Consider the following 12,710-nt stretch of genomic DNA (forward strand, 5'->3'; position numbering starts at 1 on the left):
AATACACGCCGGCACGCCTCGGCTCCCGGCGAACGCACACGGATTGACATTCCCCACCTATTTGTAGGCTGGAATCATGTCATTCGCAGATATATTCGGTATGTTCGACCCCGATTTCGACCCGCGCGGCAACCGCGGGCGGTCCGGTCGGAACGGATCGCAGGGACGCGCCGAACGTTCCGACGACGATCCGATTATCATCAACGTCGAAACGGACGGCGACGACGGCGCGGACGCCGCCGGTTCCGCCGGTTCCGGCGCGCGACGCGGCGGGGGAGCGGGACGGCCCCCGTTCGGCCCCGGATTCCCGCGCATCACGCGCAAGCCGTCGCGCCCGAACAAAGGCCCGCGCGGCGTGGACCGCGGCACGAAGATCCTCATCGGCGTGGTGGCCGCGCTCGCCATCATCGTCGGCCTGTTCTTCGGTCTCTCCCGGTTCATCACCGACCTCATGTGGTACGGCCAGCTCGGCTTCCAATCCGTCGTCTGGACGCAGCTCGGCGTGAAGGTCGGCCTGTGGGTCGCATACGCGCTGCTCATGGGCCTCGTCGGATTCCTGTCCGCGTGGCTGGCGATCCGCGCCCGCCCCGACGCGGCCGACGGCTCGCGCGTGCGCGTCGACGGCGACGTGGTCGAGGTGAAGCGGACCGTCAGCTCGAAGACCGCGCGACGCGTCGCCGCCGTCATCTCCATGATCGTGGGCGCCGTGTTCGGAGCGCAGTTCAACGCGAACTGGGCCGACGTGCTGCTCATGTTCAACGCGCAGAGCTTCGGCGTCAAGGACCCGCAGTTCGGACTCGACAACGGCTTCTACGTGTTCGTGCTGCCCGGCCTGAGGCTCGTCATGTCCGCCGTGTCGATGCTGCTGCTCATCGGCATCGTCTTCTCCGTCGCCACGCACGTGATGATGGGCGGCATCCGCCTGACCATGCCGGTGAACGGCCGCGGCCTGTTCGCCATCACGAAGCGCGCCCGCCGTCAGATCGCCATATGGCTCATGCTCAACATGTTCGCGCTCGCCGCGTCCACCGCGCTCGGCGTGTTCGCGCACCTGACCCAGCAGGGTTCGCGCATCACCGGCGCCACGTACACGACCGTCAACGCGACCATCCCGGTCACGTTCATCATGGCCGCGCTCATCGCAATCCTCGGCGTCGTGCTCGGCGTGTGGCTGATGCGCTCGCACGCGCTGGAGGGCGCTCAGCCGCTCGGCGTGCGCGCCTCCGCCGCCCTCAAGGCGTGGCGCACCCCGGTCGTCGCGATCGCCGTCGTGGTCGTCGTCTCCATGGTGCTGACCATCGTGTGGCCGGCGCTGCTGCAGCGGTTCCGCGTCAACCCGAACGCGCAGGAGATGGAATCCACGTACATCCAGCGCAACATCGACGCCACGCGCGCCGCCTACGGCCTCGACAAGCTCAAGACCGAGAACTACAAGGCCACCACGAAGGGCGAATCCGGCGCGTTGAGCTCGGAGGGCGAGACCACGGCGCAGATCCGACTGCTCGACCCGCAGGTCGTCTCCCCGACGTTCAAGCAGCTCCAGCAGTCCAAGCAGTACTACACGTTCGCCGACACGCTCGCCGTCGACAAATACGAGATCGACGGCAAGAGCCAGGACACGGTGATCGCCGCCCGCGAGCTCGACCTCGCCGGCAACGACAACCGCAACTGGGTGAACGACCACACCGTGTACACGCACGGCTACGGCGTCGTCGCCGCCTACGGCAACAAGGTGACCGCCGACGGCCAGCCCGAGTTCTTCGAATCCGGCATCCCCACGCAGGGCAAGCTCACCGAATCCGAGAAATACGAGCCGCGCATCTACTTCTCGCCGAACATGGGCGAATACTCGATCGTCGGCGCGCCGGAGGGCACCGCCGCATGGGAGTTCGACTATCCGACCGGCTCGAAGGGCGCGACCAACACGTTCAAGGGGAACGGCGGCCCGTCCGTCGGCAACCTGTTCTCGCGTCTCATGTACGCGATCCGCTTCGGCTCCGACCAGATCCTCTTCTCCGACCGCGTGACCTCCGCCTCGCAGATCCTCTACGACCGCTCGCCGCGCGAACGCGTCGCCAAGGTCGCCCCGTACCTGACGCTCGACGGCCGCGTCTACCCGGCGGTGGTCGACGGCCGCGTCAAGTGGATCGTCGACGGCTACACCACGTCCGACGCCTACCCGTACTCGCAGATGACCGACCTCGGCTCCGCGACCAAGGACTCCACCACCGTCTCGTCGTCCACGGTGACCGGACTCGGCACGCAGCAGGCGAACTACATCCGCAACTCGGTGAAGGCCACCGTCGACGCGTACGACGGCTCCGTCGACCTGTACGTGTGGGACAAGTCCGACCCGGTCATCAAGGCGTGGGAGCAGATCTTCCCCGGCCAGTACCACCAGCTGAGCGAGATCAGCGGCGATTTGATGAGCCACCTGCGTTACCCGGAGAACCTGTTCAAGGTGCAGCGCGAGCTGCTCGCCAAATACCATGTGACCTCCGCCAGCCAGTACTATTCGGGCGAGGACTTCTGGCAGACGCCGGTCGACCCCACCGAATCGCAGCAGGCGCAGGATCAGGACATCCTCCAGCCGCCCTACTATCTGACGCTGCAGACCGGCGGCACCAAGGAGCCGGTGTTCTCGCTGACCTCCTCGTACATCCCCGCCGGCACGTCGACGCGCGAGATCCTCACCGGCTTCCTCTCCGTCGACTCGGACGCGGGCTCGACGAAGGGTGTGATCGGACCGAACTACGGCACGCTCAGATTGCAGGAGCTGCCGAAGGACTCGAACGTGCCCGGCCCCGGACAGGCGCAGAACAACTTCAACGCGGACGCCGACGTGTCCAAGGAGCTGAACCTCTTGCAGTCCGGCTCCACGAACGTGGTGCGCGGCAACCTGCTCACCCTGCCGCTCGGCGGCGGCCTCGTCTACGTGCAGCCCGTGTACGTGAAGTCCTCGGGCGCCACGTCGTTCCCGCTGCTCAAGAAGGTGCTCGTCGCGTTCGGCGATCAGGTCGGGTTCGCCGACACTCTCGACGAGGCGCTCGACCAGGTGTTCGGCGGCGACTCCGGTGCGTCCGCCGGTGATGCGGCGAACGTCGCGGGCGGTTCCGGTGAGTCCGGCGAATCCTCGAAGGGTGGTTCCGGTACGGGCGATGCGTCCGGTACGTCCGGTGACGGCAAGACGGGTTCCGGTTCATCCGGTTCCTCCGCCGCGCGCAGCCCTGAGCTCAAGCAGGCGCTCGACGACGCCGCCCAGGCGATGAAGGACAGTCAGCAGGCCATGAAGAACGGCGACTGGACCGCCTACGGCGAAGCCCAGAAGCAGCTCGAGGACGCCCTGAACAAGGCCATCGAACTGGAGCAGTAGCCGGTTCCGTCGCCTTCGGATTCCGCCGGCACATATCGTCGATCGACGTGGGGAATCCCGGGAATCGGTACGGTTCTCCGGGATTCCCCGCATGGTGTTAGGCTGTGGGGCATGTCCTATGCGTTCCGGGCCGCGGTCGAATCCGATATCCAGGCCATCACCGACATCTACAACGCCTCCGTCGTCGAAGGCGGTGCCACCGCCGACCTTGCGCCCCGCACGCTCGATCAGCGACGCGGATGGGTGGAATCACACAAGCCGCCCTACGGGGTGTTCGTCGTGGAGGATGTGCCCGAAGGCGACGCGGCCGCGCGTCGGGGCGAGGTCGTCGCCTTCGGCGCCCTCTCGGTGTTCTACGATCGCGCCGGCTACGACGGCGTTACCGACCTCGCCTACTACATCGCGCCCGCACGGCGCCACCGCGGCGTCGGCACGTTCCTGCTCGACCGCCTGCTCGATGAAGCCCGCGCACGCGGCATGCGCAAGGCCATCGGCATCATCTTCGCCGACAATGCCGGTTCGACCGCCCTGATGCGCCGCTTCGGCTTCACCCGGTTCGGTCTTCTCCCCGCCGCCGCCACCGACGCGACCGGCATCATGCACGACATGTCCTACTGGTATCTGGATCTGTAGAATCCGCCCGGCTCCATCCGAACGCGTAGCCGTGTTCCGCCGCCGGAGGTCCGGTGAAATCCCTTGACTGAGGCGGTGGGTACAATCTGTTCGGTCGAAAACGAGTAAGGCGCAGTAAGGAGCAACGCATATGGCATCGGATTTCTGGCTGATCGCGGGACTGGGCAACCCGGGCAAGAAGTATGAGGACACGCGGCACAACATGGGCTTCATGACCGCCGACGTGCTCGCGGAACGCTGGTCGGTCGCCTTCGCCGACCACAAGGGGCTCGCCATGCTCGGCAAGGGCGCGATGCACCTCGACGGCCGCGCCGTCAAGTTCTTCCTCGCCAAGCCGCTCACCTACATGAACGAGTCCGGCAACGCGGTCGCCTCGATCTGCTCCTACTACCAGATCCAGCCCGACCACGTCATCGTCATCCACGACGACATGGATCTCGACTTCGGTCGCATCAAGGTCAAGGCGGGAGGCTCGGCCGGCGGCCACAACGGCATCAAATCCATCGACAAGTCGCTGGGCACGCCGAAGTACGCGCGCGTGCGCATGGGCGTCGGCCACGCGCGCCGCGGCGCCAACGCGCACGACAACACCATCAATTGGGTGCTCGGCGGCTTCGGCCCCGACCAGCGCAAGCAACTGCCCGAATTCCTCATGGACGGCGCGGACGCCGCCGAGGACATCATCTTCAAGGGACTCGCCAAGACCCAGGAGAAGTTCAATGGCCGCTGACGCCAAGGAGACGCCCGCGTCCGTCACAGCCGCCGCGTCCGAACGCGACCTCGTCGACGGGTCGCTCACCGGACTGCTCGAACGGCTCGCCGCCGGCGATCCCGCGTTCCGCAAGGTCGCCGCCGGAGACGTCGAACCGCCGGAGGGCATCGACGACGCGACCGTCGTCGGCATGCCCGAAGGCCTGCGCCCGGCGCTCGCCGCCGCCATCGCGCAGGGAACGGCGAACGGAGCAAGCAAGGCCGGCAAGCCGGTCGTGCTCGTCGTCGCCTCCGGGCGCGAGGCCGAGGAGACCGTCGGCGCGCTGCGCTCCTGGTATGACGGGAACCCCGGCGACATCGCCCAATTGGAGGCGTGGGAGACGCTGCCCCACGAGAGGCTCAGCCCTCGTGCCGACACGGTCGCCAGCCGCATGGCCGTGTTCCGTCGTCTCAAGCATCCGAGCGACACCGATCCGATGTTCGGCCGCATCCGCATCCTCGTCATGCCGGTGCGCTCGCTCATCCAGCCGATCGTCGCCGGCCTCGCCGACGTCGAACCGCTCGTGTTCACGCAGGGCGAGGATTTGCCGCTCGACGAGGCGGCGGCCCGTCTCGTCGAGAACGCGTACACGCGCGTCGAACTCGTCATGGACCGCGGCGAGTTCGCGGTGCGCGGCGGCATCCTCGACGTGTTCCCGCCGACCGCGCCCCACCCGGTGCGCATCGAGTTCTTCGGCGACGAGATCGACGGCATCAGGGAGTTCCACGCCTCCGACCAGCGCACCTATGGTGACGGCCTTACGACCATCTGGGCGACGCCCTGCCGCGAGCTGCAACTCACCGACCGGGTGCGCGCCCGCGCGAAATCGCTGATCGGCTCCATCCCGAACGCCGACGACATGCTCGAATCCATCGCGAACGCCGTTCCCGTCGAAGGCATGGAATCGCTGATGCCGGCGCTCATCGACGACATGGAGCCGGTCATGGGTCTGCTCCCCGGCGACGCCGTCGTCCTGTTGAGCGACCCGGAGAAGCTGCGCCGCTCCGCCGAGGATCTCGCCAAGACGGCGAACGAGTTCCTCGCCGCCAGCTGGCATGTTGCCGCGTCCGGCCACGGCGCCGGCGCACCCATCACCTTCGACCAGGCGAGCTTCATCGACTACGACGAGGCGATATCCGCGCTCGAGAACTCGAAGCACGACGTGATCCGTCTCACCAGCTTCACCGTCGACGCCTCGCGTCCGGGGCGCGTGCAGGTCGATGCGACGAACCCGGGGGAGTACCGCGGCGACGAGTCGAAGGCGGCCGCCGGCATCGAAGGACTCATCGACGCCGGATTCGACGTGACCATCACCGCGGCGGCCAAGGGCACGCTCGCGCGACTCAAGCGCGCCGTCAACGCGACCGGCATCACCCGGTTCGACACGATCCGCTCGCAGGCGATCGACGGCTTCGTCGACAGGCAGGCGAAGACCGCCCTGCTCACCGAACGCGACCTGACCGGCCGCACGTCGGCGATGGCGCAGGCGAAGACCCCGAAACGCCGCCGCAAGGCCATCGACCTGATGGAGCTCAAGGCCGGCGACTACGTGGTGCACGAGCAGCACGGCATCGGCCGGTTCGTCGAGATGCGCCAGCGCACCATCGGCACCGGCGCGAACCGGACCACGCGCGAATACCTCGTCATCGAATACGCGCCGAGCAAGCGGGGTGCCCCGCCGGACAAGCTGTTCATCCCCACCGACCAGCTCGACCAGGTGAGCAAGTACATTGGCGCCGAAGCACCCAAGCTCAACAAGCTGGGCGGCTCCGACTGGGCGGCCACCAAGGCGAAGGCGCGCAAGCACGTCAAGGAGATCGCCGACGATCTGGTGAAGCTGTATTCGGCCCGACAGCGTACGCCCGGCTTCGCGTTCAGCCCGGACACCCCGTGGCAGAAGGAGCTGGAGGACGCGTTCCCTTACCAGGAGACCGCCGACCAGCTCACCACCATCGACGAGGTCAAGCACGACATGGAGCAGCCGCGTCCGATGGACCGGCTCATCTGCGGCGACGTGGGCTTCGGCAAGACCGAGATCGCGGTGCGCGCCGCATTCAAGGCCATCCAGGACGGCAAGCAGGTGGCCGTGCTCGTGCCCACCACGCTGCTCGTCCAGCAGCATTACGAGACGTTCACCGAACGCTACGAGGGTTTCCCTGTCAACGTGGCGGCGATGAGCCGCTTCCAGCGTCCCAAGGAGATCAAGGAGACCATCGAGGGATTGGCGGCCGGCACCGTGGACGTGGTCATCGGCACGCACAAGCTGCTCAACCCGAAGATCAGGTTCAAGGATCTGGGCCTCGTCATCATCGACGAGGAGCAGCGGTTCGGCGTCGAGCACAAGGAGACGCTCAAGGCCCTGCGCACCAACGTGGATGTCCTGTCCCTGTCCGCGACGCCGATCCCGCGCACGCTGGAGATGGCGGTGACCGGCATCCGTGAGATGTCGACGCTCGCCACGCCGCCGGAGGATCGTCTGCCGGTGCTCACCTACGTGGGCGCCTACGAGGACGCGCAGGTCACGGCTGCGGTGCGCCGCGAGCTGCTGCGCGGCGGTCAGGTGTTCTACGTGCACAACCGCGTGGAGGACATCGCGCATATCGCCGACAAGATTCATACGCTCGTGCCGGAGGCGAAGGTCGGCGTCGCGCACGGCAAGATGGGCGAGAAGCAGCTCGACCAGATCATCCGCGACTTCTGGCATCGCGACATCGACGTGCTCGTGTGCACGACGATCATCGAGACCGGTCTGGATATCTCGAACGCGAACACGCTGATCGTCGACCATGCCGACCGTTTCGGCCTCTCGCAGCTCCACCAGCTGCGCGGACGCGTCGGCCGCGGCCGCGAACGCGCGTACGCGTACTTCCTGTACGATCCGTCCAAGCCGATGACCCAGCAGTCGCACGACAGGCTTGCCACGATCGCGCAGAACACGGCGCTGGGTTCCGGCTTCGACGTGGCGATGAAGGATCTGGAGCTCAGGGGCACCGGCAACCTGCTCGGCGACCAGCAGTCCGGCCACATCGAGGGCGTCGGCTTCGACCTGTACGTGCGCATGGTCTCCGAGGCCGTCGAGGCGTACAAGGAACCGGACAAGGCGGCCGAACCGGTGGCCGTGTCCATCGACCTGCCGGTCGAGGCGTCGATTCCGGTCGACTACATCGACTCGGACAAACTGCGACTGGAGGCGTACCGCAAACTCGCCGCCGCGCGCGACGAACAGGACCTCACGGACCTCGCCGAGGAGCTCGTCGACCGCTACGGCCCGCTGCCGGAGGAGTTCGAAATGCTGTTCGGCGTGGCGCGCCTCAAGTTCAGGGCGCGCGAGCTCGGCATCTCGGAGATCCTCGCCCAGTCAAACCGTCTGCGCGTCGGCCGCATCGACCCGCCCGAGTCGATGCTCATGCGCATGTCGCGCATCTACAAGGGGTTCCAGTACCGTCCGGTCACCCACCAGATGATCATCCCCACGCCGTTCGCCGGTTCGCTCGGCAAGGGGGCGATGCCCGGCGAGCAGGTCATGGACTGGGTGTCCGACCTGCTCAACGACCTGGCCTACGTGCCCGGCGGGCGGAAGTAGGGAGGCCCGTGCCCTACAGAATCGTCTCCATGCCGATCTTGTAGGGCTTGAGGCCCATCGCCTCGTAGAACGCCTGCGCGCCGGGATTGCACGACCACACGTTGAGCGTGACGTTGTAGCATCCGGACTCGCGGGCGAAAGCGAGCACATGCCGGTAGACAGCGGTGCCCACGTGGCGGCCGCGTGCCGCCTCGTCCACGCAGATGTCGTCGATGTAGAGAGTGGTGATATCCGTGAGGACATGGCTGTCCGGATGCCGTTCGAACACGCAGAACGCGTAGCCGAGGAGCGTCGCGTCGTCCTCGGCGAACGCGCCGAAGATCGGACGTTCGTCATCGGCGACGATCGCGGCGAGCTCACCATCCGTGTATTTCGTCGCGTTCGCGCGGAACAGGTCGGGGCGTCCGTCGTGGTGGACGTCGGCCACCTGTCGCAGCAGCCGGTGCAGTTCGGGGATGTCGCGCGTCTCGGCGCGGCGGATGTGCGTCTCGTTCATGGGGGTTCAGTGTAGTCCCGGATTCGGCGGGCCTCCGCGCGTCGGGCTGATGATTGAGACGTGGGCGGCGGAGGGGATTGGCCTGCGTGGGCGTGTCCGCGGCGGGAGCCATGTCCGGACCGTGGAACGTCACCGGGAGGCGAACGGCGTATGAAACGGTGCTGAAATATCGGTGAACAATGGTGTGTGAGCGCTCACAACACGCAATGCGGAACCCTTGCGCGTAGTCCATCAATCACACTATTCTTGACGATGTCATCACAACCTAACGTTAAAGGAGTAGTTGTGGCAGCAATTGAAAGCGTCTACGCGCGTCAGATTCTCGATTCCCGCGGCAACCCGACCGTCCAGGTCGTTCTGGACACCGAAGACGGCGCCCGTGGTCTGGGTCTGGTCCCGTCCGGTGCCTCCACCGGTGAGGCCGAGGCTTGGGAGCGTCGCGACGGCGACAAGTCCGTCTACGGCGGCAAGGGCGTTCTGAACGCGGTCAAGGCCGTCAACGAGGAGATCGCTCCGAAGGTCATCGGCATGGATGCCTCCGACCAGCGCGCCCTCGACGACCTGATGATCGAGCTCGACGGCACCCCGAACAAGGGCCGTCTGGGCGCCAACGCCATCCTCGGCGTCTCCCTGGCCGCCCTGTACGCCGCCGCCGAGTCCGCCGACGAGCCGCTGTACCGCTACATCGGCGGCACCAACGGCCACATCCTGCCGGTGCCGAACATGAACATCATGAACGGCGGCGCCCACGCGGACTTCGCCACCGACATCCAGGAGTACATGATCTCCCCGTACGGCTTCGACACCTACTCCGAGGCCCTCCAGGCCGGCGTCGAGGTCTACCACACCCTGAAGAACGTCCTCAAGAAGGAAGGCCTGAACACGGGCCTCGGCGACGAGGGCGGCTTCGCTCCGAAGATGAAGTCCAACAAGGACTCCCTCAACTACATCATGGACGCCATCTCCGCCGCCGGCTACGAGCCGGGCAAGCAGATCGGCATCTCCCTTGATGTCGCCTCCTCCGAGTTCTACAACAAGGAGACCGGCAAGTACCACTTCGAGGGCGACGACCGCGACTCCCAGTACATGCTCGACTTCTACGAGCAGCTCATCGAGGAGTACCCGATCGTCTCCATCGAGGATCCGTTCAACGAGGAGGGCTGGGAAGACTGGACCGCCATCACCAAGCTGCTCGGCGACCGCCTGCAGTTCGTCGGCGATGACCTTCTGGTGACCAACCCGGCCCGTCTGGCCAAGGCCATCGAGCTCGGCGCCGCCAACTCCCTGCTGGTCAAGCTGAACCAGATCGGCACCGTCACCGAGACCCTCGACGCCATCGAGCTGGCCACCGCCAACGGCTACACCTCCATGGTCTCCCACCGTTCCGGCGAGACCCCGGACACCACCATCTCCGACCTGGCCGTCGCCAAGAACACCCGCCAGATCAAGACCGGTGCCCCGGCCCGTGGCGAGCGCGTCGCCAAGTACAACCGCCTGCTGGAGATCGAGGAGGAGCTCGGCTCCACCGCGAAGTACGCCGGCTACAGCGCCTTCAAGGCCTGCAAGAAGTACATCGGCAAGTGAGTCGATGCCGCTTCGTCGGCGTGCCGCAGCGTCGCCCCGCATAGGGCGGCGGTAGCGTAATGCACATACCCGTCGTGTTCCGTCGAACGCGACGGGTATTTTGTTGCCCATGACCACACGGAACCGGACATCGCGCGCGGGGGGAAGCAAGACCTCCGTGAAATCCGCGAAAGCGAAGAAAAGCCGTCGTTCCGGCAACTCCGGCCCGATCGCCTTCTTCGTTTCCCTGTTCATCATCGCGGTCGGCACCATCCAGCTCGTCTCCACATTCAACACGTATGCGGCCGATCTCGCCCATCTCAACAGTCTCAAGCGTGAAGAGGCGGCGCTCGTCGCCCAGAAACAGGAACTGGAGAACGACATCTCCCGCTGGAATGACAAGAACTACGTGGCCGCGCAGGCGCGCGAACGCCTCGGATTCGTCTTCCCCGGCGAGACGCCGGTGCGCGTGCAGAACCCGCAGGCGGTGACCGGCGACGGCAGCGGCGGAGGAACGAAGACCAGCACGGACACGGACACGTCGAAGCAGCTGCCTTGGTACAGTGAACTGTCGTACGCGTTCAAGAAGGCCGACTCGCCGGCATCCAAGAACTCCGCGGGCACGCAGAGCCAATCCGGAACGCAGCAGGATTCCACCTCGACGGATACGACCACGACCAAGAAGGACCAACAGTGACCACCACCATCGACCCGATCGCACTGGCCGACCGGATTCTCGACCATCCGGCGACCGAGAACGACATCACCATCGTCGAACACCAGCTCGGACGTTATCCGCGCGGCATGGCTGCCGTCGGCGCGCGCTGCGTGTGCGGCCGTCCGCTCGCCGTCGTCACCCGTCCGCTGCTGCCCGGTGGCGTGCCGTTCCCCACCACCTGTTATCTGACCAGCCCGGAGGCCGTCAAGGCGGCCTCCCACGTGGAGGCCGACGGCGTGATGCAGGAGTACAGTCGACTCGTCGCCGAAGACGAGGACGTGAAGGCCGCCTACGCGCATGCGCATGAACTGTATCTCGCATTCCGCCACGAGATCGCCGTCAAGCTCGGCGACACCGAGGAGCATATCGAAGGCACGTCCGCGGGCGGCATGCCCGTGCGCGTCAAATGCCTGCACGCGCTGATCGCCCAGTCGCTCGTCATGGGACGCGGCGCCAACCCGATCGGCGACATGGTACTCGACCGTGTCAAGGACGAGTTCGATCCGGCGGTCTGCCGCTGCAGCGTGCTCGAATAGACGTACCGGAACAGAAGGAAAGGAAGCCACTCATGGGCAAGGCGGTGACCGTCGCGGGAATCGACTGCGGCACCAACTCCATCCGACTCAAGGTCGCGCGCGTCGACGAACACGGCATGACCGAGATCGTGCCGCGCGTGCTGCGCGTCATCCGACTCGGCCAGGACGTCGACAAGACGCACCGGTTCGCCGACGAGGCGCTGGAACGCGCCTACGCGGCCGCCCGCGAGTTCGCCGGCATCCTCGCCGAGCATCCGGTCGACGGCATCCGATTCGTCGCCACCTCCGCCACACGCGACGCCGAGAACCGCGAGGAGTTCGAGGACGGCATCGAGTCGATCCTCGGCGTGCGTCCTGAAGTCATCCCCGGTATCGAGGAGGCCGACCTGAGCTTCCTCGGCGCCACGTCGGTCGTCGACCGCGGCGACCTCAAACCGCCCTATCTGGTCGTCGACCTGGGCGGCGGCTCCACCGAACTCGTCATCGGCGGCGACGGCGAGTCCACGCCCGCCACGCAGGTCGAGGCCGCGTTTTCGATGAACATCGGATCGGTGCGCATGACCGAGCGCCACCTCAAGACCGACCCGCCCACCGAGGAGGAGATCGCCGAAGCTGTCGAGGACGTCGACGCGCACATCGACGAGGCGTTCCGCACCGTGCCCGCCGGACGCGCGCGCACCATCATCGGCGTGTCCGGCACCGTGACCACGATGACCGCGCTCGCCATCGGACTGAAGGAATACGATCATTCCGTCGTCGACGGCCATCGCCTGTCCATCGCCGACGCGACCGCCATCGACGACCGTTTCCTGCGCATGACGCGCGAACGTCGCCGCGACTACAAGACGATCCACCCCGGGCGCATTGACGTGGTGGGCGGCGGCGCCGTCGTCTGGAACCGCGTGCTCGCCAAGGTGAGCGAGGCCGCGCGTCTCGACCACGGCGAGGCCATCGACTCGTACGTGGCCAGCGAGCACGGTCTGCTCGACGGCATCGTCCTCGACTACGGTCGACGACTGCTCGCGGCGCGCTGAGCGCGGCGGCGCATGGCATAGTA

9 protein-coding genes are annotated in these 12,710 nt (G+C 66.5%); 8 read left to right on the forward strand and 1 reads right to left on the reverse strand.

What is annotated here, in order from left to right; translation table 11 throughout:
• Positions 1–76: 76 nt before the first annotated feature.
• From AC1AYR_RS04195 to mfd, 4 genes are all read left to right on the forward strand, one after another.
• The gene (locus AC1AYR_RS04195; RefSeq protein ID WP_476511557.1) at positions 77–3,373 is read left to right on the forward strand and encodes a UPF0182 family membrane protein; all 3,297 of its coding nucleotides are present in this window, start codon (positions 77–79) and stop codon (positions 3,371–3,373) included.
• A 111-nt stretch (positions 3,374–3,484) separates the two neighbouring features.
• On the forward strand, positions 3,485–4,006 hold the full coding sequence (locus AC1AYR_RS04200; protein WP_476511556.1) for an N-acetyltransferase family protein: 522 nt from the start codon (positions 3,485–3,487) through the stop codon (positions 4,004–4,006).
• Positions 4,007–4,136: 130 nt separating this feature from the next.
• A complete protein-coding gene (pth, locus tag AC1AYR_RS04205; RefSeq protein ID WP_034526347.1) occupies positions 4,137–4,736 on the forward strand; it encodes an aminoacyl-tRNA hydrolase in 600 nt (199 codons plus the stop codon).
• A complete protein-coding gene (mfd, locus tag AC1AYR_RS04210; RefSeq protein ID WP_476511555.1) occupies positions 4,726–8,340 on the forward strand; it encodes a transcription-repair coupling factor in 3,615 nt (1,204 codons plus the stop codon). Before pth ends, mfd begins: the two co-directional genes overlap by 11 nt.
• Positions 8,341–8,353: 13 nt before the next feature.
• Here mfd and AC1AYR_RS04215 read toward each other — a convergent pair whose 3' ends face one another.
• Positions 8,354–8,836 carry an N-acetyltransferase family protein gene (locus tag AC1AYR_RS04215; protein ID WP_476511554.1) on the reverse strand — a complete coding sequence of 161 codons (483 nt, stop codon included), beginning with the start codon at positions 8,834–8,836 and terminating at the stop codon, positions 8,354–8,356.
• Positions 8,837–9,121: 285 nt separating this feature from the next.
• On the opposite strand from AC1AYR_RS04215, the gene eno reads away from it, so the two are divergent.
• The 4 genes from eno to AC1AYR_RS04235 all read left to right on the forward strand — a co-directional run bounded on the left by eno (position 9,122) and on the right by AC1AYR_RS04235 (position 12,687).
• Entirely contained in the window at positions 9,122–10,420 is a 1,299-nt protein-coding gene (gene eno, locus AC1AYR_RS04220) for a phosphopyruvate hydratase (protein WP_476511553.1), read from the forward strand.
• Between the two features lie 109 nt (positions 10,421–10,529).
• Positions 10,530–11,096: an FtsB family cell division protein gene (locus AC1AYR_RS04225; protein ID WP_476511552.1), complete on the forward strand. Its 567-nt coding sequence runs from the start codon at positions 10,530–10,532 to the stop codon at positions 11,094–11,096.
• On the forward strand, positions 11,093–11,653 hold the full coding sequence (locus tag AC1AYR_RS04230) for a DUF501 domain-containing protein (protein WP_476511551.1): 561 nt from the start codon (positions 11,093–11,095) through the stop codon (positions 11,651–11,653). Before AC1AYR_RS04225 ends, AC1AYR_RS04230 begins: the two co-directional genes overlap by 4 nt.
• Positions 11,654–11,685: 32 nt before the next feature.
• On the forward strand, positions 11,686–12,687 hold the full coding sequence (locus AC1AYR_RS04235) for a Ppx/GppA phosphatase family protein (protein WP_476511550.1): 1,002 nt from the start codon (positions 11,686–11,688) through the stop codon (positions 12,685–12,687).
• The last annotated feature ends 23 nt before the right edge of the window (positions 12,688–12,710 follow it).

The organism is Bifidobacterium sp. LH_417, from assembly GCF_056357035.1.

Coding starts and splice junctions, on each gene's coding strand:
- AC1AYR_RS04200 (WP_476511556.1), top strand. CDS start 3,485: ATGTCCTATGCGTTCCGGGCCGCGGTCGAATCCGATATCCAGGCCATC.
- AC1AYR_RS04215 (WP_476511554.1), bottom strand. CDS start 8,836: ATGAACGAGACGCACATCCGCCGCGCCGAGACGCGCGACATCCCCGAA.
- AC1AYR_RS04195 (WP_476511557.1), top strand. CDS start 77: ATGTCATTCGCAGATATATTCGGTATGTTCGACCCCGATTTCGACCCG.
- AC1AYR_RS04225 (WP_476511552.1), top strand. CDS start 10,530: ATGACCACACGGAACCGGACATCGCGCGCGGGGGGAAGCAAGACCTCC.
- AC1AYR_RS04235 (WP_476511550.1), top strand. CDS start 11,686: ATGGGCAAGGCGGTGACCGTCGCGGGAATCGACTGCGGCACCAACTCC.
- pth (WP_034526347.1), top strand. CDS start 4,137: ATGGCATCGGATTTCTGGCTGATCGCGGGACTGGGCAACCCGGGCAAG.
- mfd (WP_476511555.1), top strand. CDS start 4,726: ATGGCCGCTGACGCCAAGGAGACGCCCGCGTCCGTCACAGCCGCCGCG.